Source organism: Mesorhizobium shangrilense, assembly GCF_028826155.1.
GTDB classification, from domain to species: domain Bacteria; phylum Pseudomonadota; class Alphaproteobacteria; order Rhizobiales; family Rhizobiaceae; genus Arvimicrobium; species Arvimicrobium flavum.
This window is the reverse complement of sequence record NZ_JAQGPN010000001.1, coordinates 3802228-3823005: the sequence shown is the minus strand read 5'-3', so window position 1 is coordinate 3823005 and position 20778 is coordinate 3802228. Positions and strand designations below refer to the sequence as shown.

Sequence of the window (20778 nt, the reverse complement as noted above, 5' to 3'; positions counted from 1 at the left end):
GAAGCGCATACCGGCTTACCGCATATGGCCGCCGCCGTCTTACAAGGCAGGGAATACCGGCTATGGCCAACAAGCAAGCTACCCAGAAGCGCGCCGAGCGCGTTCGTCGCCAGTTGAAGAAGGTCGCAGGCGATCGCCCGCGTCTTTCGGTGCACCGCTCATCGAAGCACATCTACGCCCAGATCATCGACGACGCGAATGGCCACACTCTGGCTGCCGCGTCGACGCTCGAGAAGGACCTCAAGGGTTCGCTGAAGACCGGCGCCGATTCCGCGGCTGCTGCTGCCATCGGTAAGCTGGTCGCCGAGCGCGCCGTCAAGGCCGGTGTGAAGGTAGTCGTGTTCGACCGCGGCGCCTACATCTACCACGGCCGCGTCAAGGCGCTGGCTGAGGCTGCCCGCGAAGCCGGTCTGAGCTTCTAAGGCCAGCACCGTTTCGAATGCCCGCTGCAAAAAGGGGCTGACATTCGGAAACGGATCGTGCAAAAGGCGCGAGATTTCGCCGCCGGCGTTCTCCAAAAGGGCGCCGGCATTTCAGCAACCCGTGCTTCCGGAAAAGAACAAGGACTAGGATATGGCACAGGAACGTAGGGACGGCGGCCGCGAGCGCAGCCGTGACCGGGAAGAGCGCGACAGCGAATTCGTCGACAAGCTCGTCCACATCAATCGCGTCGCCAAGGTCGTCAAGGGTGGTCGCCGCTTCGGCTTCGCCGCGCTTGTCGTGGTGGGCGACCAGAAGGGCCGCGTGGGCTTTGGTCATGGTAAGGCGCGCGAAGTGCCGGAAGCCATCCGCAAGGCGACCGAGGCTGCCAAGCGCGATCTGATCTTCGTGCCGCTCCGTTCAGGACGTACGCTGCATCACGACGTGGCTGGGCGCTGGGGCGCCGGCAAGGTTCTGCTGCGCGCTGCGAAGCCGGGTACCGGCATCATCGCGGGCGGCCCGATGCGCGCTGTCTTCGAAACGCTCGGCATGCACGACGTCGTCGCCAAGTCGATGGGCTCGTCGAACCCGTACAACATGGTTCGCGCTACCTTCGACGCGCTGAAGAGCCAGCTGCATCCGAAGGATGTGGCCGCGCAGCGCGGCATCAAGTATTCGACGCTTCAGGCTCGCCGCGGCTCCGCCGTTGCGGCTGACGAATAGTCGCTGACCAGGGGATCAAAACCATGGCCAAGAAAGCAGCAGCCAAGACGGTCACCGTCGAGCAGATCGGCAGTCCGATCCGTCGGCCGAAGGAACAGCGCGCGACGCTGGTGGGCCTCGGCCTCAACAAGTTGCATCGCCGCAGCACGCTGGAAGATACCCCGGCGGTGCGCGGCATGATCAACTCGGTGCAGCATCTCGTTCGCGTCGTCGACGAGAAGTAGGCGCAGGAGAATTGTCATGAAACTCAACGAACTGCGCGAGAATGAAGGTGCGACCAAGTCGCGCAAGCGGGTAGGGCGTGGCATCGGTTCGGGCTCCGGCAAGACCGGCGGCCGCGGTGTGAAGGGCCAGAAGTCCCGTTCGGGCGTGGCCATCAACGGCTTCGAGGGTGGCCAGATGCCGCTCTATCGGCGCCTGCCGAAGCGCGGCTTCAAGAACCCGTTCTCGAAGGACTTCAACTCGGTTTCGCTCGCCCGCATCCAGGCGGCGATCGACGCCAAGAAACTGGATCCCAAAGAGACGGTCGATGCGGCTGCGCTGATCAAGGCCGGCGTGATTCGCCGCGCCAAGGACGGCGTGCGCCTCTTGGGCGGCGAGGGCGAGTTCAGCGCCAAGCTCAGCTTCGACATTGCCGGCGCTTCCAAGTCGGCTGTGGAAATGGTCGAGAAGGCGGGCGGCTCGGTAAAGCTTCCCGAGCAGGCTGAGCCCCAGCCCAAGGCCAAGAAGTCGAAGTAACCTTTGAACTATCAGGCGGCGGACACAGTCCGCCGCTTGCATGTTTGACGCCCGGAGCCTATTTCGTGCTTCGGTGATGCGCGACCTGCCGGCCCTGGCTCCTCAGCGCGATTCAGCGGAGAATCCTGTATGGCATCGGCTGCCGAACAACTTGCCGCCAATCTGAACTTCGCTGCCTTCGCGAAGGCGGAAGATCTCAAGAAGCGTATCTGGTTTACGCTTGGCGCGCTGCTCGTCTATCGTCTCGGTACGTACATTCCTCTGCCCGGGATCAATCCCGACGCTTTCGCGCAGGCCTTCCAGGGCCAGGCCGGCGGCGTGCTTGGCATGTTCAACATGTTCGCGGGCGGCGCCGTGGAGCGCATGGCGATCTTCGCGCTCGGCATCATGCCGTACATTTCCGCCTCCATCATCATGCAGCTGATGACGTCGGTCGTGCCGTCGCTCGAGGCGCTGAAGAAGGAAGGCGAGCAGGGCCGCAAGGTCATCAACCAGTACACCCGCTATGGCACCGTGCTTCTCGCTCTGGTCCAGGCCTACGGCATTGCCGTCGGTCTGGAGAGCGGCAACGGCATCGTGACCGATCCGGGCTTGTTCTTCCGCGTCTCCGCGGTGATCACGCTGGTTGGTGGGACGATGTTTCTGATGTGGCTGGGTGAGCAGATCACCGCCCGCGGCATCGGTAACGGCATCTCCCTCATCATTTTCGCCGGCATCGTCGCCGGCCTGCCGTCGGCGATCGGTGGAACTCTGGAGCTCGGCCGCACGGGAGCGCTGTCGACCGGGCTCATCCTGGCGATCATCGTTCTGGCGATCGTCGTCATCGCCCTGATCGTCTTCTTCGAGCGTGCGCAGCGCCGGCTTCTGATCCAGTATCCGAAGCGTCAGATCGGCAACCGCATGTTCCAGGGGGATACCTCGCATCTCCCCCTCAAGCTCAACACGTCGGGCGTCATTCCGCCGATCTTCGCGTCTTCGCTGCTATTGCTGCCCGCGACCCTTGCCGGCTTCTCGAATGCCGAGACGCTGCCGTCCTGGGCGAACGTGGTGCTGGCTGCGCTCGGCCACGGTCAGCCGCTCTATATGTTCTTCTACGCGGCGATGATCGTCTTCTTCGCGTTCTTCTATACGGCGATCGTCTTCAATCCGAAGGACACGGCCGACCAGCTGAAGAAGCATTCTGGCTTCATTCCCGGCTATCGCCCGGGTGAGCGGACGGCCGAGTACATCGACTATGTGTTGACGCGCATCACGGTCGTCGGCGCGATCTATCTGGTCCTGGTCTGCCTGCTGCCGGAATTCCTGATCTCGGCGACCGGCGTACCTTTCTACCTTGGTGGCACTTCGCTTCTCATCGTCGTCAGTGTAACGCTCGACACCGTTGCCCAGATTCAGGGCCACCTGATCGCCCATCAATATGAAGGGCTGATCAAGAAGTCGAAGCTCCGGGGAGGGAAGAGGGGACGATGAGGCTGATTCTGCTTGGGCCGCCGGGGGCAGGCAAGGGAACGCAAGCACAAAGACTGGTCGAGAAATACGGCATTCCGCAACTCTCCACGGGTGACATGCTGCGGGCCGCAGTGGCCGCGCAGACGGCCGTCGGGGTGAAGGCCAAGGCGGTGATGGATGCCGGCGAACTGGTCTCCGACGCAATCGTCAACGCGATTGTTGCCGAGCGTATCGATCAACCAGATTGCGCGAACGGCTTCATCCTCGACGGCTATCCGCGCACGCTTGCGCAGGCCGATGCGGTGGAGGCGATGCTCGCCGAGCGCGGCGAGAAGCTCGATGCGGTCGTCGAACTGGTGGTCGACGACAAGGTCCTGGTCGGACGCATCGTCAATCGTGCCGAGCAGGCCAAGGCCGCCGGGCAGCCCGTGCGCAAGGACGACAATCCTGAGGTTTTCGAGGAGCGCCTGCGTGAGTATTACAAGAAGACCGCGCCGCTGATCGGGTACTATTACGCCCACCGCGCCTTGAAGAGCATAGATGGTATGGCCGACATGGACACCGTGACGGCAGAGATCGAGAAGATCCTCGCCGCCGTCTGATCTCGCCACGGCATACGGCGCTGTCAGGAAAAACTTGACAAGCGGTGAACATTCAACTACCGGCGGCCGGTCTTTCATTCAGAGGCATGGCCGACGCGCCGCTTGGCATTTGATTGGAAACACCCGCAAGGGCCGGCCTCCACCGGACGCGGGTCAACACGAAAACGCCGGTCGAACCGGCTTACATGGAGAAGGTGAAGATGGCTCGTATAGCCGGCGTAAACATTCCGACCAACAAGCGCGTGATCATCGCGCTTCAGTACATCCACGGCATTGGCGCGAAGTTCGCCAAGGAGATCACCGAGAAGGTCGGTATCCCGGCGGAGCGCCGTGTGCACCAGCTGACCGACGCCGAGGTGCTGCAGATCCGTGAAGCGATCGACCGCGACTACCAGGTCGAAGGCGACCTGCGCCGCGAAGTTTCGATGAACATCAAGCGCCTGATGGACCTCGGCTGCTATCGCGGTCTGCGTCATCGCCGCTCGCTGCCGGTCCGCGGTCAGCGCACGCATACCAATGCGCGCACCCGCAAGGGTCCCGCCAAGGCAATCGCCGGCAAGAAGAAGTAATTGAGCAAATAGCGAGATAGCGAAAGCGAGTAGTCTGGCAGCTTGTCCCTACTCGCTAGTCCCTACCTCCTATTCGCTTTTTAGGTGGAGCCGCTGGCACTACGGCGGTGTAGAGATCAACGGAAGGATTATTAATGGCCAAGGAAGCCACACGAGTTCGCCGCCGCGAACGCAAGAACATCTCTTCGGGCGTTGCCCACGTCAATTCGACCTTCAACAACACCATGATCACCATCACCGACGCGCAGGGCAACGCGATTGCCTGGTCGTCGGCAGGTGCTCAGGGCTTCAAGGGTTCGCGCAAGTCGACCCCTTTCGCCGCGCAGGTTGCAGCCGAAGACTGCGCCAAGAAGGCGCAGGAGCATGGCATGCGCATGCTCGAGGTCGAGGTCTGCGGTCCCGGCTCCGGCCGTGAGTCGGCCCTGCGCGCCTTGCAGGCTGCGGGCTTCACCATTACATCCATTCGTGACGTGACCCCGATTCCGCACAATGGTTGCCGGCCGCGCAAGAAGCGCCGCGTCTAATTAGACATCGAGATCGAAGGAGCGCTATTCCGGCGCTCCTTTGTTGGTTTTCCAGATCGTCTGTCACGATTGGATGGTGACAGGGGCAGGAAGGAACAAAAATGATCCAGAAAAACTGGCAGGAACTGATCAAGCCGAACAAGATCGACTTCACGTCGAAGGGTCGTACCCTGACGACGCTGGTCGCGGAGCCGCTGGAGCGCGGTTTCGGTCTCACGCTTGGCAATGCTCTGCGGCGCGTGCTGCTGTCTTCGCTGCGCGGTGCTGCGGTCACGGCCGTCCAGATCGACGGCGTGCTGCATGAATTCTCCTCGATTGCGGGCGTTCGCGAGGACGTGACCGACATCGTGCTCAACATCAAGGAAATCGCCATCAAGATGGAAGGCGATGGACCCAAGCGCATGGTCGTGCGCAAGCAGGGGCCTGGCATGGTCACTGCCGGCGACATCCAAACGGTTGGCGACGTGGAGATCCTCAACCCGGATCACGTCATCTGCACGCTCGACGAGGGTGCTGAGATCCGCATGGAGTTCACGGTCGACACCGGCAAGGGCTATGTGCCGGCCGACCGCAACCGCGCCGAAGATGCGCCGATCGGCCTGATCCCGGTCGACAGCCTCTATTCGCCGGTCAAGAAGGTCTCCTACAAGGTCGAGAACACGCGTCACGGCGAGGAACTCGACAAGGACAAGCTGACCATGTCGATCGAGACCAACGGTTCGGTCTCGGGCGAAGACGCCGTTGCGTTCGCAGCGCGCATCCTGCAGGACCAGCTCGGCCTGTTCGTCAACTTCGACGAGCCGCAGAAGGCGGTTGCCGAAGAGCAGGTCACGGAGCTTGCCTTCAACCCGGCGCTGCTCAAGAAGGTCGACGAACTCGAGCTTTCGGTGCGTTCGGCCAACTGCCTGAAGAACGACAACATCGTCTATATCGGCGACCTGATCCAGAAGACGGAAGCCGAGATGCTGCGCACGCCGAATTTCGGCCGCAAGTCGCTCAACGAGATCAAGGAAGTGCTGGCCTCGATGGGTCTGCACCTCGGTATGGAAGTGCCGGACTGGCCGCCGGAGAACATCGAAGACTTGGCCAAGCGTTACGAAGACCAGTATTGAGCATGATGCCAATGGCGGGGCGGCGCGAGCCGCTCGGCCCGACGGTCATGCGGAAAACATCAGAGGCCGTGGCCTCTTTGAACCAGAATTAAATAGGAGAAAGCCATGCGCCACGGTTTCAAAGGCCGCCGGTTCGCCCGCAGTGTCAGCCATCGCAAGTCGATGTTTGCCAACCTCGCCGTCTCGCTGATCGAGCACGAGCAGATCGTCACCACGCTGGAGAAGGCGAAGGACCTGCGTCCGATCGTCGAGAAGCTGGTCACGCTGGGCAAGCGCGGCGACCTGCATGCCCGCCGCCAGGTGATCGCGCAGATCGGCAACGAGAAGGTTGTCAAGCGCCTGTTCGACACCGTCGCGCCGCGCTACGCCGACCGTCACGGCGGCTACCTGCGCATCATGAAAGCGGGCTTCCGCCGCGGTGACAACGCCGCGCTGGCCGTGATCGAGTTCGTCGATCGCGACACGTCCGCCAAGGGTGCGGCCGACCGCGCCCGCCTCGAGGCAGAGGGTGCAAACGAGGACGCACAGGCGGCATAATCTCCGTCCGAGCATCTTGAATCGCGAAAAGGGGCCTCAGGGCCCCTTTCTGCTTTTGCGGGGATAGGTTTCTCTCCGGGCGATCACGTCTGCGTTTGTTGATTTGCGCGGCGACGCATGAGCCCCCACATGGCGGTGGGGCCAAAAACTGCCCTCCCGCACCGGCATTTGCACCGGCCTCCCGGATTCTTTGAGGAATGATATGCTCGTCAGTCGTCGCCTTGTATGGGCTGTGATCATGTTGGTCGCGGTAGCGTCGTTCTGGCGCGCTGCCCAGTTGCATGCAGAGGAAGCACTTATGTCGTCACTTCACGAAGCCGCGCGAAGCGGTGATGCCGGCGCCGTGCGTGACCTGCTTCGCGGCGGCGCTGCGATGGACGTCCGTGACGGCGATGGCCGTACGCCCCTGCTGGTGGCGACGCGCGCCAACCAGGTCGCCGCCGCCTTGGCGCTGATCGATGCAGGCGCCGACGTCAATGCCAAGGACGACATCAGCGACACGCCCTACCTTTATGCTGGCGCCGAGGGGCGCATCGACATCCTCGAGGGGATACTCGCCACAGGAAAAGCGAATCTCAAAGACACCAACCGATACGGTGGAACTGCCCTGATCCCGGCAGCCGAAAAGGGGCATCCCGAAGCGGTGCGGATGCTCCTTGCTGCAGGTGTCGACGTCGATCACATCAACAAGCTCGGCTGGACGGCTTTGATCGAGGCGGTGATCCTCAGTGATGGCGGGCCGGTGCACCAGGAGATCGTCGGGCTTCTGATCGACGCCGGGGCGAGCGACATTCCGGACAGCGACGGCGTCACGTCCCTCCAGCATGCGCGCCAACGCGGCTTTGCGGAGATGGTCCGCCGGATCGAAGCGGGACCCGCGGTCAAGTAGCCGCGCCGGTCGACGCGCCGCCATCGCGCCCAGGGTCTTTCATTTTGCACAATCATCGCCCATCTACCTTGCGGGTAGAACAAGGGAATCGCTGATGCTGGCAGGCCATTTCAAGCGCGTCGTCGCAGGAGTGTTCATCGCGGCGGGTCTCGCCGCAGCGAGCGGCGCGGTCGCCGAAGAGGGCAATTTCCTGGGCGACATCATGAAGGAGTTCCTGGGAGACTCCAAGAATGCGCCGGCGACGACAGCCCCCGCACCTGCCGCTGAACCGCAGCGGCGTGTGCCCTTCGGCCGCGAGGCCATGCAGCTCTCCTTTGCGCCGCTCGTGAAGGAAACCACGCCCGCAGTCGTGAACGTTTACGCTACGCAGAAGCCGAAGGCGCAGTCTCCGTTTGCCGGCGATCCATTCTTTGAGCAGTTCTTCGGCCGCCAGATGCCGCCGCGCGCCCAGTCTTCCCTGGGCTCGGGCGTCATCGTCGATGCGAGCGGCCTCGTCGTGACGAACTATCACGTCATCAGCAATGCCGATGAGCTCAAGGTGGCCCTGTCGGACGGCCGCGAATTCCAGAGCAAGGTGCTGCTGAAGGACGAATCGCTCGACCTGGCGGTCCTCAAGATCGATGGCGACGATCCTTTCCCGGTCGCGCCGATCGGCGATTCGGATGCCATCGAGATCGGCGATCTCGTGCTTGCCATCGGCAATCCCTTCGGTGTGGGACAGACCACCACCAGCGGCATCGTGTCGGCGCTTGCGCGGTCGCACATCGGCGTGTCCGACTTTGGCTTCTTCATCCAGACCGACGCCGCCATCAATCCCGGCAACTCGGGCGGCGCGCTGATCAACATGGGCGGCCAGCTCGTCGGCATCAACACAGCGATCTACAGCCGCGGCGGCGGGTCGATCGGCATAGGCTTCGCCATTCCCTCCAACATGGTGCGCGCCGTCGTGGAGTCCGCGAAGGACGGCCGCGACTACTTCGAACGCCCCTACATCGGCGCGACATTCGAGCCGGTGACGGCGCAGATCGCCGAAGCGCTCGGCATGCCTCGGCCGAGCGGCGCGCTCGTGTCCGCCGTCGATGACGACGGCCCCGCGGAACATGGTGGCCTCAAGGCAGGCGACGTCGTGCTTGCGATGAACGGCGCCGAGATCCAGCATGTGGACGCCCTTGGCTATCGCCTCGCGACACAGGCGGTCGGCGCGACGGCCAAGCTGAGCGTGCTGAGCGGGGGAGGGCAGAAGGAAGTGGACGTCGCTCTCGCCCGGGCACCTGCTGGCGGCTCGGCGGCGGAGGTTACCATCGATGGGGAGAGCCCGTTTGCCGGCGCGACGGTGATGGAGCTGTCGCCGCGCGTTGCCCAGCGACTTCGCCTGCGTGCCGAGGGCAAGGGTGTCGTCATGACGGAAATCGATCCGAACTCTTCTGCCGCGAGCTTCGGCTTCCAGCGCCGCGACATCGTTCGCGAAATCAATGGCGAGGTGATCGACACGCCGGAGAAGTTGCGCCAGGTCGCTTCGAAGGACACGCGCTGGTGGCGGTTTACCGTCGAGCGCGACGGGCGGATAATGCGGCAGATGCTGCGCTACTGATGGGATCAAATGGCCGATCTGTTCAGTGTCGGTGAGCCGGAGAAGCCGCGGCCGGGAAGGCCGCTCGCCGACCGGCTGCGTCCGGCGAGTCTCGGGGAGGTCGTCGGCCAGGAACACCTGACCGGCGAGGATGGCGCGTTGACGCGCCTCATCCGTTCGGGTTCGCTCGGATCGATGATCTTCTGGGGGCCGCCGGGGACCGGGAAGACGACGGTTGCGCGGCTGCTGGCAGGCGAGACCGAACTCGCATTCGAGCAGATCTCGGCCATCTTTTCCGGCGTTGCCGACCTTAAGAAGGTGTTCGATACAGCACGGATGCGTCGCGCGAATGGGCGACAGACGCTGCTCTTCGTCGACGAGATCCATCGCTTCAACCGCGCCCAGCAGGATTCCTTCCTCCCTGTCATGGAGGACGGCACGGTCGTGCTGGTCGGCGCGACGACGGAAAATCCCTCTTTCGAGCTCAATGCGGCTCTGCTGTCGCGTGCCCGCGTGCTGGTCTTCCAGTCTCTGGGCGAGGACAGCCTGGTGAAGCTGCTTGCCCGCGCCGAGGAGGTGGAAGGCAAGCCTCTGCCGCTGGACGCGGAGGCGAGGGCGGTCCTGCTGCGGATGGCAGACGGCGATGGCCGAGCTTCTCTCACCCTGGCCGAAGAAGTCTGGCGCGCTGCCAAACCGCGCGAAACCTTCGACGCCGAGGCGCTGCAGCGCATCGTCCAGCGCCGCGCGCCGATCTACGACAAGGGCCAGGACGGCCACTACAACCTGATTTCGGCCCTGCACAAGTCGGTGCGCGGCTCGGATCCGGACGCCGCGCTCTACTATCTCGCGCGCATGTTCGATGCCGGCGAGGACCCGCTTTATCTCGGCCGCCGGCTGGTGCGCATGGCGGTCGAGGATATCGGCCTTGCCGACCCGCAGGCGCTTGTCGTCGCCAACGCGGCGAAGGACGCGTATGACTATCTCGGCTCGCCGGAAGGCGAACTCGCCTTCGCGCAGGCCTGCGTCTACCTCGCAACCGCGCCGAAATCGAATGCCGTCTACACGGCTTTCAAGGCTGCGACCGCCGCCGCGAAGGAGCACGGCTCGCTGCTGCCGCCCAAGCATATCCTGAACGCGCCGACCAAGCTGATGAAGTCGGAGAGCTATGGCGCCGGCTATCGCTACGACCATGACGAGCCGGACGCCTTTTCCGGCCAGGACTATTTTCCGGAGAAGATGGGCCGCCGCACATTCTACGATCCCCCGGATCGCGGTTTCGAGCGCGAGGTCCGGAAGCGGCTCGACTATTGGGCAAAGCTGCGCAAGGAGCGGTCTTAGATCGCGGGGCAGCCGAACGTCTCGACCGGTCGGAGGAGCCTCGGACCCTTCTGAGCAATTTCTATTCTCTCAGTCGATCTTCCTCGTCGGGCGGAGGCAGCCGGTCGCGGGACTTGGAGTGGGCAACCGTCTCCAACCTCAGCAGGTCGATTTCAGCTTCCTGCCCGTAGAACTGGCCAAGCACCCAGGCTGTCGTTGCGATCAGAACCGCTATGCAGATCCAGACCAGATAGCCGCCGCCCGCGGCGGGCAAGGTATAGGTCACGAAGTAATAGGAAACGACACCGGCGAGGACGACGATGACCGCAAGGTCAAGGCGACGATGCGAATGAATACCCTGGTCCACTTCTTTGGTTTGCGTCATGGCAATAGGCCCGTCTCGAAGCGGTGTTCATGCCGAAAATGAGCGCCATGACACTTTCCATCAAGCCGTCGGGGACCCGCCCTTGCTGAACATCCTCATCGTTGCGACCGGCGGCGCTGTCGGCGCCTCGCTCCGCCACCTATCGAATGGCCTGGCGCTGCGGATCCTGGGCCCCAACTTTCCCTGGGGCACGCTTGCCATCAATATCGCGGGTTCCTTCCTGATGGGGCTGTTCGTGGGATGGCTGTCGCAGCGCTTCCATGCGTCGCACGAGATCCGCCTGTTCGTCGCGACGGGCATTCTCGGCGGCTTCACAACCTTCTCCGCATTCTCGCTCGATTTCGCCGTTCTATGGGAGCGGGGAGCGATGGGGTCGGCCGTGGGCTATGCGGTCGCCAGCGTCGTCGGAGCGATCCTTGCCCTGTTCCTGGGATTGTGGCTCGCGCGCAGCCTCGGCTGATGCTATCTGGCCCGTTTCGGAACGGACGCGCAAAAATATGGCTGGCGTAGAACAGATAAAGGTCGAGGACGGCGAGTCGGGCATGAGGCTCGACCGCTGGTTCAAGGCGCACTACCCGGGCCTTGCCTTCGGTCAGTTGCAGAAACTGTTGCGCTCCGGGCAGATTCGCGTCGATGGCGGCCGCGCCAAGTCGGACACGCGCGTCGAGCCCGGCCAGATGGTCCGCGTGCCTCCGCTCGGCGTCGATCGCAAGGGCGCGGGCGCGGAACTGACGCTCAACACGATCCGGGGCACGGGCGACGGCGATTTGCTGTCCAAGATGCTGATCCATGAGGATCCCAAGGTCTTCGTCTTCAACAAGCCGTCGGGCCTGGCGGTGCAGGGCGGCTCGGGCGTGACGCGCAACGTCGATGACATGCTGGAGGCCTGGCGCAACAAAAAGGGCGAGAAGCCACGCCTCGTGCACAGGCTCGATCGCGATACGTCGGGGGTGCTGGTCGTTGCGCGCACGCGCCTTGCCGCCATGAAGATCGCCGAGGCGTTCCGCACGCGGGAGACCAAGAAGACCTATTGGGCGCTGGTGAAAGGCGTGCCTCGCAAGCGTGACGAGAAGATCTCGACCTGGCTGGTCAAGGAGCAAACGCTTGATGGCGACCGGATGCGCATCGCCAAGCATGGCGAGGACGGCGCCGATCACGCCGTTTCCTACTATCGCGTCATCGAGCAGGCCGGTCAAAGCCTGTCGTGGCTGGAGATGGAGCCCTACACCGGCCGCACGCACCAGTTGCGCGTCCACGCTGCCCACATCGGTCATCCCATCATCGGCGACCCGAAATATTTCGAGGCCGATATCAACTGGGAGTTTCCGGGCGGCATCCAGAACCGTCTCCACCTCCACGCGCGCCGCATCGTGATCCCCCATCCCGACGGCGGTGTCGTCGACGTCACCGCCGCCATGCCCCCGCATATGCGCCAGAGCTGGAACCTGCTTGGCTTCGACGAAGCCAGCGCCGAGGAAGACCGGTGAGCGCCATCACCGTCGAACGCCGCCACCACATAGATGCGTTGGCGGTCGTGGCGATGATCGGCCTCACGTTCTCATGGGGGCTGAACGGGGTTGCCGCCAAGCTCGCCAACACCGGCTACGACCCGATTTTCGTGTCCATCGCGCGGTCGGCAATCGGCGGTGCGCTGGTTCTCGTCTGGTGCATGCTGCGCGGCATCCGTCTGTTCGATCGGGACGGCACGCTGTTTGCCGGCGTGGTTGCCGGACTGCTGTTCGGCGGCGAGTTCGTGCTCATCTTCATCGGCCTGGAATACACGACGGTCGCCCGCAGCAGCCTGCTGGTCAATTCGATGCCGTTCTGGGTGCTGATCGGCGCCCACTTCCTGCTCGGCGAGCATATGTCGGCGCGCAAGTGGGCGGGGCTGGTGCTGGCCTTCGCGGGCGTCGTCCTCGTCTTCTCGGACAAGCTCAGCCTGCCGTCCCCCGACGCGATTACCGGCGACATCCTCAGCCTCGGCGCCGGCATCTTGTGGGCGCTGACGACGCTGGTGATCAAGCGCAGCAAGCTCGCGAGCGCGAAGCCGGAGAAGGTCCTGCTGTACCAGCTTGCCGTCTCCGCGGCCGCCACGATGCCGCTCTTGGGGATCGCAGGGCCGGCGATCCGGGATGCCAATCTGGTCGCGACGGGCGCACTGATGTTCCAGGCCGTCTATGTGGTCGCCTTCACCTATGTCGTCTGGTTCTGGCTGATGGCCCGCTATCCCGCAGCCGGCCTGTCGAGCTTTGCCTTCCTGACGCCCGCTTTCGGCGTTCTATGTGGAGGCGTCATCCTGGGCGAGCCGCTGTCGTGGCGCATTTTCGCGGCATTGGCGCTGATCGCAGCCGGTCTGATCATCGTCAACCGGCCGTCCCGCGCGCCCACACATTAGGAGACCCCGATGCGAGAGATCCTCAACGACCTGGAGCACGGAAGCCACCTGTCCGACCCGGATCCGACGAAGCGCGCACAGAACGCGATGAAGGCGCCGGTCGTGAAGCGCTTCTACCGCGACGTGACAATCAGCGAAGAGCCTGAAGGCTTTGGCGTGCATTTGGACGGCAAGCCCGTCCGCACGCCCGGTCACAACGCCTTGCGGCTGCCGACGCGAGCGGCGGCGCAGCTTGTCGGCGACGAGTTCGCGGCGCAGAGCGAGACGTTCAATCCGGTGTCAATGCCCGTCATGCGGCTGGTGAACACGGCCATCGACGGCGTCGCCACCGATCCGCAGGCCGTCCTCGAGGACATACTGCGATTTGCTTCGACGGATCTCCTCTTCTACCGCGCCGACGGCCCCGATCGGCTCGTCGTGCGTCAGGGCGAGGCGTGGGACCCGGTGCTCGATTGGGCGCGCGAGGTGCTCGGCGCGCGCTTCTTCCTCGCCGAGGGCGTCATGCATGTCGAACAGCCGCGCGAGTCTATCGCGGCGGTCGGCCGTCATCTGAAGGAGCGCGAGGATGCGCTGACGCTTGCGGCATTGCATGTCATGACGACGCTGACCGGTTCCGCGCTGATCGCACTCGCGGTCGAGGCGGGCGAGATCGATTCCGAGACGGGCTGGACGGCCGCTCATGTCGATGAGGATTGGAACGTCGAGCAGTGGGGCGAGGACTTCGAGGCCGCCGCACGGCGCAAGACGCGCAAGGCGGAGATGATGTCGGCGGTGCGGCTGTTGGAAGCGTTGAAGGCAGTGGAGTAGCGCCGCCACTGCAGGGGCGGGAAGCCTTTTTGCGAACTTACCCTTGCTGGCGCGCCTTCATGCGCTTTTCCAGGAGCCGCAGCAGCCTCTTCTCGAACCCGGCGCTTTCGACACGATCGAAGCGCTGCTGTTCCGCGTCATGACGCCCCAGTATCCTGTCGGTCACCTTGGTCGCCTTCGCCGATGCCTGCTCGCAGGTCCGCTGGCGGCCGATTCCGCTCAGAGCTTCCTCGAGCTTCCGCCCGTAGTTCCTGGCGATGACGACGTGCGCTTCCTCATGCCGCTTGATGTCCGAGGCGAGCGTATCCCAGACGAAACGCGTCTCGGCGCTCGCCTTGCGACCCGCCCGCCAGCGCGGCAGGATCACCTTGGCGGTGACGCGCACTTTCGCCGACGTGATTTCGCAGCGTTTGCCCGTATCGGCGTAGGTGAGCCGCGTCTTGAACTCCATCCGCGTGGCGCCGGGATGCCGCTGGCCGGTGGTGTTCACATTCGGTCCGCGCCGCGAAAGCTCCGCCTCGATCTCGTCAAGCGTGTTGCCGCGGATCGAGAAATAGCTGTACGTCTTCGAGAGTTCGGCAGCGTCCGAATGTCCCGTAGCTCCGAGGAGAAGGAGCGCGGCGCAGGCGGTTCTCATCATTTCGATCACCTTTTCCGCACGACCTTGCTTCGTACGCACTTTGCGCGCAATGGAGACCGAGACGGTACCGTTTCCCCCCCGTCCTTACCACACAAGGGGCAGGAGGCCGACCCAGTTTGAGAACAACCGCTGACATGGGCCCGCGCGAGGTGACGCTTGTCTGATCCGGCGAGAACCCGTGCGTTCCTCGGCCTTGGTGGAAACCTTGGCGACCCGGTGCATTCGATGTCGGCGTCGCTGATGGCGATCGATGCGGACCCCCGCACGCGGGTGGCCAAGGTCTCGTCGGTCTATCGTACGCCGCCCTGGGGCAAGACCGACCAGCCGGATTTCCTCAACTGCGCGGCGGAAGTGGAAACCGGCCGCACCGCGCGAGAGCTGCTGGAACTGTGCCTGGCGACCGAGCAGGCGCTGAAGCGCGTCCGCAAAGAGCGCTGGGGGCCGCGCATCGTCGATCTCGACGTGCTGGTATATGGCGACGACGCAATCGCCGAGCCGGGCCTGGTGATCCCGCATCCCCGCATGCTCGGGCGCGCCTTCGTCATGGTGCCGCTCGCGGAGATCGCGCCGGATCTCGTCCTGTCGGGCGAGACGGCATCTGCCCGCGCGGCTGCGCTCGACAGTGCCGGCATCGTCCCTCAGGAGCTTCCGGCGGACTGGTGGCGCGGCTAGGCGCCGCGCCACAGCGTTATCCTGCAAAGCCGCCGGCTTCCAGGAATGCCTGCTCGTCCGGCGTCGTCTCGCGGCCGAGAATGGCGTTGCGGTGGGGGAACCGGCCGAACCGCGCGACGATGTCCCGATGCTGGACCGCATGCTTCAGGAACTCGGGGTCGATGCCGCGATTGAGTTCGACCGCGGATTTCTGGTCCTCGATGTCCTCTGAATGCGAAAAGGGCAGGTAGAAGAACACGCGAGCGCTGGCGTCGATGTCCTTGTCGTGCCCTGCCGCGATCGCCTTTCGCGCAAAATACCGGGCGAGAGGGTCGGTGGCGTACATGTGCCCGGAGCCGCGGAAGCTGTTGCGCGGGAACTGGTCGAGCAGCACCATGAGCGCGAATGATCCGTCTGCATGCTCGCTCCATCCGTCAAGCTCGCGCCGGGCGGCCGAGAAGTGGAGGTCGAGGAAGCGCTCGCGGAACTCCGCGTCGAAGGCGTCGCTCTTTTTGAACCAGCCCTCCAGCCCGAGATCCAGCCAGAATTGGGCGCACTCGAGGGCGCGTGGGTCGGGCTGTGGATGCATTCTCTCTTCCTTATGTCGCGTCCTCGGGAAGGCCGGCGGGCGGCTTCTTCAGGACGTCCTCTGTTTCGTCGCTCAAGGCGCGACCGGCGCGCTTGGGCGGTGTCAGCGGTGTCGGCACCGGCATGTTGCCCTTGAAGTAGCCGCGGCCCGCGGTCAAGCCGCCGGTTGTCTGCGCCTCGAACCGGGCAGCGTCGCGCCTGCGCACGTCCTCGATCACCTCAGCGGCTTCCTCGGTGTCCACGCCCACGGCCTCGAGAATCGCTTGTCCGAAGATCAGCGCCGATTCGAAGGTTTCGCGGATTTGGTAGTCGACGCCGGCCTGGATCAGGTCGAGCGCGCTGCCGCGGTCATAGGCGCGGGCCAGAACCTTAGTCAGGGGAAACTCGGCCTTCAGCTGTTCGACGATGCGCAGCGACGTCTCCGCCTTGTCCACGCATACGAGCACGGCCTGCGCCCGCCCGGCGCCCGCGGCGTGGAGGATGTCCAGCCGCGTGCCGTCGCCGTAATAGACCTTGAATCCGAAATTGGCCGCCGCCTGGATCATCTCCACATCATTGTCGATGATCGACACATCGACGCCCCGGAGCAGCAGCGGCTGGCTCGCGATCTGGCCGAAGCGCCCGAACCCGATGACGAGCACGCTGCCCTGAAGTCCGTCCGCTGCGTCGACGCCGTCCAACGACACCTCTTCGCCTTGCGGAAGCAGGAAGCGCAGCCCGAGCATGGCGAGCGGCGTTAGCACCATCGAGATGATGACGACTGCCGTCAGAACGGCATTCGTCACCGCGTCTATGATGCCAACCGCCGCCGCCGAGGAGTAGAGGACGAAGGCGAATTCGCCGCCCTGCGCCATGATCACCGCGCGCTCCAGCGCCTCGGCGTGGCCGGTCCTGAGCATCCGCGCCACTCCATAGATGCCCGCCGCCTTGACGAGCATGTAGAGCACCACGAACGCAGCCACCTTCATCCAGTTGGCGGCGACCACGGCCAGGTCGAGCGACATGCCGACGGCCAGGAAGAACAGGCCGAGCAGGATGCCCCGGAATGGTTCGACATCCGCCTCGAGCTGATGGCGGAAGGTCGATTCGGAAAGCAGCACGCCTGCCAGGAAGGCGCCCATGGCCATCGACAGGCCGCTTAGCTGCATGACCAGCGCTGCGCCGAGCACCACCAGCAGGGCTGCGGCGGTCATCACCTCGCGCGCATGCGCGTCGGCCAGGATCCGGAAGATCGGATTCAGAAGGTAGAGGCCGGCGACCACGACGGCCGTGATGGCCGCGACGCCTATCCCGACATCGGTCAGCCGGTCGGCCATGCTGGTTTCCGCTCCGCCCGGCGCCAGGAAGACGATGAGGGCAAGCAGCGGCACGATGGCGAGGTCTTCCAGCAACAGGATGGAGAGGATGCGCTGGCCCTTCGGCAGCCCGAGGTCCCCCCGCTCTTCCAGCACCTGCATGACGATTGCGGTGGACGTCATGACAAAGCCCGCGCCCGCCACGAAGGCGGCCGCCGTGGGAAAGCCGGCGAACAGGCCGATGGCTGTCAGCAGCGCCGCGCAGAGCCCCACCTGCAGGACGCCGAGCCCGAAGATCTCCTTGCGAAGGCCCCAGAGTCGGCTGGGGCGCATCTCGAGCCCGATGATGAAGAGGAACATCACCACGCCGAGTTCGGCCACATGCAGGATGGCCGCAGGATCCGAGAACAGCCGGAGGCCGAAGGGCCCGATCGCAAGGCCGGCTGCGAGATACCCGAGGATGGAGCCGAGACCCAGCCGCTTGAAGATCGGCACGGCGACCACACCGGCCGCCAGCAACGCCACCACGCTCACCAGTTCGCTGTTCGACGCTTCGACTGCCATGCAGTGTCAATGTCCCGCTGTTTTCCCTGAGCGGGATCAGGATACCCATCGGGCGCTGGATGCGATAGCCCGGAGATCGAAGCTTGGGCACTCGACCGATTGACTATCGAACGCCATGTCATTTACGCGCCTTTCTGGACAGGAAAACGATCGACGGCTAAAAGCCGACAGCAATGCCGGGCCGGGCAAAAGCCCGGCGGTTTCTTTTCAAGGGCGTGTCCATGAGCGGCGTGAACGAAATACGGTCGGCTTTCCTCGACTATTTCAAGAAGAACGGCCACGAAGTCGTGGCATCGAGCCCGCTCGTGCCGCGCAACGACCCGACATTGATGTTCACGAACGCCGGCATGGTGCAGTTCAAGAACGTCTTCACGGGCCTCGAGCAGCGCCCGTACAGCCGCGCCGCGACCTCGCAGAAGTGCGTGCGCGCCGGAGGCAAGCACAACGACCTCGACAATGTGGGCTATACGGCGCGCCACCACACCTTCTTCGAGATGCTCGGCAACTTCTCCTTCGGGGACTACTTCAAGGACCAGGCGATCGAATTCGCCTGGAACCTGATCACCAGGGAGTTCGGGCTGGCGAAGGACCGGCTGACGGTGACGGTCTACCACACCGACGACCAGGCGTTCGACCTGTGGAAGAAGATCGCCGGCCTGCCGGACCACAAGATCATCCGCATCCCCACCAGCGACAATTTCTGGGCGATGGGCGATACCGGCCCCTGCGGCCCATGCTCGGAGATCTTCTTCGATCATGGCGAACACATCCCGGGCGGACCGCCCGGCAGCCCGGACGAGGACGGCGACCGGTTCATCGAGATCTGGAATCTAGTCTTCATGCAGTTCGAGCAGATCTCGAAGGAGGAGCGCATCGACCTACCGCGGCCTTCGATCGACACCGGCATGGGGCTGGAGCGCATCGCAGCCGTCCTGCAGGGCGAACATGACAACTACGACATCGACCTGTTCCGCACGCTTATCCACGCCTCGGAGGAGGCGACGGGCGTCAAGGCGGAGGGCAAGAACCGCGCCAGCCATCGCGTCATTGCGGACCACCTGCGCGCGTCCAGCTTCCTGATCGCGGACGGCGTGCTACCGTCCAACGAAGGCCGCGGCTACGTGCTGCGCCGCATCATGCGCCGCGCCATGCGTCATGCGCAGCTGCTCGGCGCGCGCGATCCACTGATGTATCGGCTGGTGCCGGCGCTGGTGCGCGAGATGGGCCAGGCCTATCCGGAGCTGGTGCGCGGCGAGCCGCTGATCACCGAGACGCTGAAGCTGGAGGAGACGCGCTTCCGCCAGACGCTGGCGCGCGGCCTCGGGCTGCTGGCCGACGCGACGGAGAACATGAGCGAGGGCGCGAGGCTCGACGGCGAGACCGCCTTCAAACTCTACGATACCTACGGCTTCCCGCTCGACCTCACCCAGGATGCGCTGCGCCAGCGCGGCATTTCCGTCGACACGGACGGCTTCAACGCCGCGATGGAGCGCCAGAAGGCCGAGGCTCGCGCGAGCTGGGCAGGCTCGGGCGAGGCTGCGACCGAGACCGTATGGTTTTCCGTCCGCGACAAGACCGGTGCCACTGAGTTCCTCGGCTATGACACGGAAGTTGCCGAAGGCGTGGTGCTGACGGTCGTCAAGGATGGCGCAGAGGCGGCGGAGGCCTCGGCCGGCGAGACGGTCGCGATCGTCGTCAACCAGACGCCGTTCTATGGCGAATCCGGCGGCCAGATGGGCGACACCGGCACGATCACGGGCGAGGGCTTCGCCATCGAGGTCACCGATACGCAAAAGAAGGCCGACGGCCTGTTCGTCCATCTCGGTCGCGTGACCAAAGGCTCCGTCAAGCCCGGCGCTGCGGTCGAGCTAAAGGTCGACCATGCACGCCGCACCCGGCTGCGCTCCAACCATTCCGCCACGCACCTCGTCCACGAGGCGCTGCGCGAAGTGCTGGGCACGCATGTCGCCCAGAAGGGTTCTCTGGTCGCGCCGGAGCGTCTGCGCTTCGATTTCTCGCATCCCAAGCCGATCTCGTCGGAGGAGCTCGAGCAGGTCGAGCTGCTCGCCAATGAGATCGTCACCCAGAACAGCCCGGTCTCGACCCGCCTGATGACGGTCGACGACGCCATTGCCGAGGGCGCCATGGCGCTGTTCGGCGAGAAGTACGGCGACGAGGTGCGCGTCGTGTCGATGGGCACGGCGCTGCACGGCGACAAGGCCGGCAAGACCTACTCGGCCGAGCTCTGCGGCGGCACGCATGTGGCGGCGACCGGCGACATCGGCCTCATCCGGCTGGTGTCCGAGGGCGCGGTCGCGGCGGGCGTTCGTCGCATCGAGGCGCTGACCGGCGAGGCCGCGCGGCGTCATCTCGACGAGCAGGACCGTCGCCTCAAGGCAGTCGCATCGGCGCTGAAGGTCGGCCCCGGCGAGGTGCTCGCCCGCGTCGAGGCGCTGGTCGACGAGCGCAAGAAGCTCGAGCGCGAACTGGCCGACGCACGCAAGAAGCTGGCTCTCGGGGGCGGTTCGTCCGGCGGCGCGGAAAGCGCCGGTGAGACCGTGGCCGGCATCGGCTTCCTCGGCAAGTCCGTTTCCGGCGTCGCGCCGAAGGACCTGAAAGGCCTCGCCGACGAGGGCAAGAAATCGCTCGGCTCCGGCATCGTCGTCTTCGTCGGCGACACCGAGGGCAAGGCCAGCGTCGTCGTCGGCGTGACCGACGATCTCGTCCAGCGCTTCAGCGCGGTCGACCTCGTTCGCGTCGCCTCCGCGGCGCTCGGCGGACAGGGCGGCGGCGGACGACCCGACATGGCCCAGGCCGGCGGCCCCGACGCCTCCAAGGCAGGCGAGGCGATTGCCGCGGTCAAGGCTGCCCTTCAGGCGGCCTGAGCGAAGCTGCCGCCCCGTGCGGCAGCCTCCAACCAAAAAGACGCCCGTTTTCCCGGGTCGCCTCCGGCGCTATTGCTCGGCCGTGCGCCGACGGCAGCCGCGGATCTTTCAGATCCTA

General features: G+C 64.6%; 23 protein-coding genes. 19 read left to right on the top strand and 4 right to left on the bottom strand.

Going from position 1 to position 20778, the window contains the following annotated elements; translation table 11 throughout:
• The first annotated feature begins 62 nt into the window (after positions 1–62).
• From rplR to PD284_RS18440, 13 genes are all read left to right on the top strand, one after another.
• Positions 63–422, top strand: coding sequence for a 50S ribosomal protein L18 (gene rplR / locus PD284_RS18500; protein ID WP_274629621.1), 360 nt, complete (start codon positions 63–65; stop codon positions 420–422).
• Between the two features lie 151 nt (positions 423–573).
• Positions 574–1143, top strand: coding sequence for a 30S ribosomal protein S5 (rpsE, locus tag PD284_RS18495; RefSeq protein ID WP_274629620.1), 570 nt, complete (start codon positions 574–576; stop codon positions 1141–1143).
• 23 nt (positions 1144–1166) lie between these two features.
• Positions 1167–1367 carry a 50S ribosomal protein L30 gene (gene rpmD, locus PD284_RS18490; RefSeq protein ID WP_274629619.1) on the top strand — a complete coding sequence of 67 codons (201 nt, stop codon included), beginning with the start codon at positions 1167–1169 and terminating at the stop codon, positions 1365–1367.
• A gap of 16 nt (positions 1368–1383) precedes the next feature.
• Entirely contained in the window at positions 1384–1881 is a 498-nt protein-coding gene (rplO, locus tag PD284_RS18485) for a 50S ribosomal protein L15 (RefSeq protein WP_274629618.1), read from the top strand.
• Between the two features lie 129 nt (positions 1882–2010).
• Positions 2011–3351 (top strand): preprotein translocase subunit SecY, encoded by a 1341-nt coding sequence (gene secY / locus PD284_RS18480; protein WP_274629617.1) that lies wholly within the window; start codon positions 2011–2013, stop codon positions 3349–3351.
• Entirely contained in the window at positions 3348–3932 is a 585-nt protein-coding gene (locus PD284_RS18475) for an adenylate kinase (RefSeq protein WP_274629616.1), read from the top strand. The genes secY and PD284_RS18475 overlap by 4 nt, the downstream gene beginning before the upstream one ends.
• Before the next feature lie 200 nt (positions 3933–4132).
• Positions 4133–4501, top strand: coding sequence for a 30S ribosomal protein S13 (gene rpsM, locus PD284_RS18470; protein ID WP_274629615.1), 369 nt, complete (start codon positions 4133–4135; stop codon positions 4499–4501).
• A 134-nt stretch (positions 4502–4635) separates the two neighbouring features.
• On the top strand, positions 4636–5025 hold the full coding sequence (gene rpsK / locus PD284_RS18465) for a 30S ribosomal protein S11 (RefSeq protein ID WP_274629614.1): 390 nt from the start codon (positions 4636–4638) through the stop codon (positions 5023–5025).
• Between the two features lie 101 nt (positions 5026–5126).
• Positions 5127–6137, top strand: a complete 1011-nt coding sequence (locus tag PD284_RS18460) for a DNA-directed RNA polymerase subunit alpha (RefSeq protein WP_274629613.1) — start codon at positions 5127–5129, stop codon at positions 6135–6137.
• A gap of 105 nt (positions 6138–6242) precedes the next feature.
• Positions 6243–6674: a 50S ribosomal protein L17 gene (gene rplQ, locus PD284_RS18455; protein ID WP_274629612.1), complete on the top strand. Its 432-nt coding sequence runs from the start codon at positions 6243–6245 to the stop codon at positions 6672–6674.
• Positions 6675–6972: 298 nt separating this feature from the next.
• Positions 6973–7563, top strand: coding sequence for an ankyrin repeat domain-containing protein (locus PD284_RS18450; protein WP_274629611.1), 591 nt, complete (start codon positions 6973–6975; stop codon positions 7561–7563).
• 94 nt (positions 7564–7657) lie between these two features.
• Positions 7658–9154, top strand: a complete 1497-nt coding sequence (locus tag PD284_RS18445) for a DegQ family serine endoprotease (RefSeq protein ID WP_274629610.1) — start codon at positions 7658–7660, stop codon at positions 9152–9154.
• Positions 9155–9163: 9 nt separating this feature from the next.
• Positions 9164–10471: a replication-associated recombination protein A gene (locus PD284_RS18440; RefSeq protein WP_274629609.1), complete on the top strand. Its 1308-nt coding sequence runs from the start codon at positions 9164–9166 to the stop codon at positions 10469–10471.
• A gap of 61 nt (positions 10472–10532) precedes the next feature.
• On the opposite strand, the gene PD284_RS18435 is transcribed toward PD284_RS18440, so the two are convergent.
• Positions 10533–10835 carry a hypothetical protein gene (locus PD284_RS18435; protein ID WP_274629608.1) on the bottom strand — a complete coding sequence of 101 codons (303 nt, stop codon included), beginning with the start codon at positions 10833–10835 and terminating at the stop codon, positions 10533–10535.
• Positions 10836–10917: 82 nt separating this feature from the next.
• On the opposite strand from PD284_RS18435, the gene crcB reads away from it, so the two are divergent.
• From crcB to PD284_RS18415, 4 genes are read left to right on the top strand one after another with little or no spacing between them, the layout of a single operon-like run.
• A complete protein-coding gene (gene crcB / locus PD284_RS18430) occupies positions 10918–11295 on the top strand; it encodes a fluoride efflux transporter CrcB (protein ID WP_274629607.1) in 378 nt (125 codons plus the stop codon).
• Positions 11296–11332: 37 nt separating this feature from the next.
• Entirely contained in the window at positions 11333–12322 is a 990-nt protein-coding gene (locus tag PD284_RS18425; protein WP_274629606.1) for an RluA family pseudouridine synthase, read from the top strand.
• 53 nt (positions 12323–12375) lie between these two features.
• Positions 12376–13230 carry a DMT family transporter gene (locus tag PD284_RS18420; RefSeq protein WP_411956278.1) on the top strand — a complete coding sequence of 285 codons (855 nt, stop codon included), beginning with the start codon at positions 12376–12378 and terminating at the stop codon, positions 13228–13230.
• A 9-nt stretch (positions 13231–13239) separates the two neighbouring features.
• The gene (locus PD284_RS18415) at positions 13240–14037 is read left to right on the top strand and encodes an ATP12 family chaperone protein (protein ID WP_274629604.1); all 798 of its coding nucleotides are present in this window, start codon (positions 13240–13242) and stop codon (positions 14035–14037) included.
• Positions 14038–14074: 37 nt separating this feature from the next.
• On the opposite strand, the gene PD284_RS18410 is transcribed toward PD284_RS18415, so the two are convergent.
• The gene (locus PD284_RS18410; RefSeq protein ID WP_274629603.1) at positions 14075–14677 is read right to left on the bottom strand and encodes a DUF922 domain-containing Zn-dependent protease; all 603 of its coding nucleotides are present in this window, start codon (positions 14675–14677) and stop codon (positions 14075–14077) included.
• A gap of 156 nt (positions 14678–14833) precedes the next feature.
• Between PD284_RS18410 and folK the strand changes: the two genes are divergently transcribed.
• A complete protein-coding gene (gene folK, locus PD284_RS18405) occupies positions 14834–15349 on the top strand; it encodes a 2-amino-4-hydroxy-6-hydroxymethyldihydropteridine diphosphokinase (RefSeq protein WP_274629602.1) in 516 nt (171 codons plus the stop codon).
• Positions 15350–15365: 16 nt separating this feature from the next.
• On the opposite strand, the gene PD284_RS18400 is transcribed toward folK, so the two are convergent.
• Together PD284_RS18400 and PD284_RS18395 are read right to left on the bottom strand one after the other, a co-directional pair.
• Positions 15366–15917 (bottom strand): DUF924 family protein, encoded by a 552-nt coding sequence (locus tag PD284_RS18400; protein ID WP_274629601.1) that lies wholly within the window; start codon positions 15915–15917, stop codon positions 15366–15368.
• A 10-nt stretch (positions 15918–15927) separates the two neighbouring features.
• Positions 15928–17775 carry a monovalent cation:proton antiporter-2 (CPA2) family protein gene (locus PD284_RS18395; protein ID WP_274629600.1) on the bottom strand — a complete coding sequence of 616 codons (1848 nt, stop codon included), beginning with the start codon at positions 17773–17775 and terminating at the stop codon, positions 15928–15930.
• Positions 17776–17996: 221 nt separating this feature from the next.
• Here PD284_RS18395 and alaS point away from each other — a divergent pair, with 221 nt between their 5' ends.
• Entirely contained in the window at positions 17997–20660 is a 2664-nt protein-coding gene (alaS, locus tag PD284_RS18390; protein WP_274629599.1) for an alanine--tRNA ligase, read from the top strand.
• Positions 20661–20778: the final 118 nt, after the last annotated feature.

What these genes read in the sequence shown, in the direction of transcription:
- rplR (WP_274629621.1), top strand. Translation starts at nt 63, where the DNA reads ATGGCCAACAAGCAAGCTACCCAGAAGCGCGCCGAGCGCGTTCGTCGC.
- PD284_RS18445 (WP_274629610.1), top strand. Translation starts at nt 7,658, where the DNA reads ATGCTGGCAGGCCATTTCAAGCGCGTCGTCGCAGGAGTGTTCATCGCG.
- PD284_RS18425 (WP_274629606.1), top strand. Translation starts at nt 11,333, where the DNA reads ATGGCTGGCGTAGAACAGATAAAGGTCGAGGACGGCGAGTCGGGCATG.
- PD284_RS18415 (WP_274629604.1), top strand. Translation starts at nt 13,240, where the DNA reads ATGCGAGAGATCCTCAACGACCTGGAGCACGGAAGCCACCTGTCCGAC.
- PD284_RS18450 (WP_274629611.1), top strand. Translation starts at nt 6,973, where the DNA reads ATGTCGTCACTTCACGAAGCCGCGCGAAGCGGTGATGCCGGCGCCGTG.
- PD284_RS18460 (WP_274629613.1), top strand. Translation starts at nt 5,127, where the DNA reads ATGATCCAGAAAAACTGGCAGGAACTGATCAAGCCGAACAAGATCGAC.
- PD284_RS18420 (WP_411956278.1), top strand. Translation starts at nt 12,376, where the DNA reads ATGATCGGCCTCACGTTCTCATGGGGGCTGAACGGGGTTGCCGCCAAG.
- rplQ (WP_274629612.1), top strand. Translation starts at nt 6,243, where the DNA reads ATGCGCCACGGTTTCAAAGGCCGCCGGTTCGCCCGCAGTGTCAGCCAT.
- rplO (WP_274629618.1), top strand. Translation starts at nt 1,384, where the DNA reads ATGAAACTCAACGAACTGCGCGAGAATGAAGGTGCGACCAAGTCGCGC.
- rpsM (WP_274629615.1), top strand. Translation starts at nt 4,133, where the DNA reads ATGGCTCGTATAGCCGGCGTAAACATTCCGACCAACAAGCGCGTGATC.
- PD284_RS18440 (WP_274629609.1), top strand. Translation starts at nt 9,164, where the DNA reads ATGGCCGATCTGTTCAGTGTCGGTGAGCCGGAGAAGCCGCGGCCGGGA.
- rpsE (WP_274629620.1), top strand. Translation starts at nt 574, where the DNA reads ATGGCACAGGAACGTAGGGACGGCGGCCGCGAGCGCAGCCGTGACCGG.
- secY (WP_274629617.1), top strand. Translation starts at nt 2,011, where the DNA reads ATGGCATCGGCTGCCGAACAACTTGCCGCCAATCTGAACTTCGCTGCC.
- rpsK (WP_274629614.1), top strand. Translation starts at nt 4,636, where the DNA reads ATGGCCAAGGAAGCCACACGAGTTCGCCGCCGCGAACGCAAGAACATC.
- rpmD (WP_274629619.1), top strand. Translation starts at nt 1,167, where the DNA reads ATGGCCAAGAAAGCAGCAGCCAAGACGGTCACCGTCGAGCAGATCGGC.
- PD284_RS18400 (WP_274629601.1), bottom strand. Translation starts at nt 15,917, where the DNA reads ATGCATCCACAGCCCGACCCACGCGCCCTCGAGTGCGCCCAATTCTGG.
- alaS (WP_274629599.1), top strand. Translation starts at nt 17,997, where the DNA reads ATGAGCGGCGTGAACGAAATACGGTCGGCTTTCCTCGACTATTTCAAG.
- PD284_RS18395 (WP_274629600.1), bottom strand. Translation starts at nt 17,775, where the DNA reads ATGGCAGTCGAAGCGTCGAACAGCGAACTGGTGAGCGTGGTGGCGTTG.
- PD284_RS18475 (WP_274629616.1), top strand. Translation starts at nt 3,348, where the DNA reads ATGAGGCTGATTCTGCTTGGGCCGCCGGGGGCAGGCAAGGGAACGCAA.
- PD284_RS18410 (WP_274629603.1), bottom strand. Translation starts at nt 14,677, where the DNA reads ATGATGAGAACCGCCTGCGCCGCGCTCCTTCTCCTCGGAGCTACGGGA.
- PD284_RS18435 (WP_274629608.1), bottom strand. Translation starts at nt 10,835, where the DNA reads ATGACGCAAACCAAAGAAGTGGACCAGGGTATTCATTCGCATCGTCGC.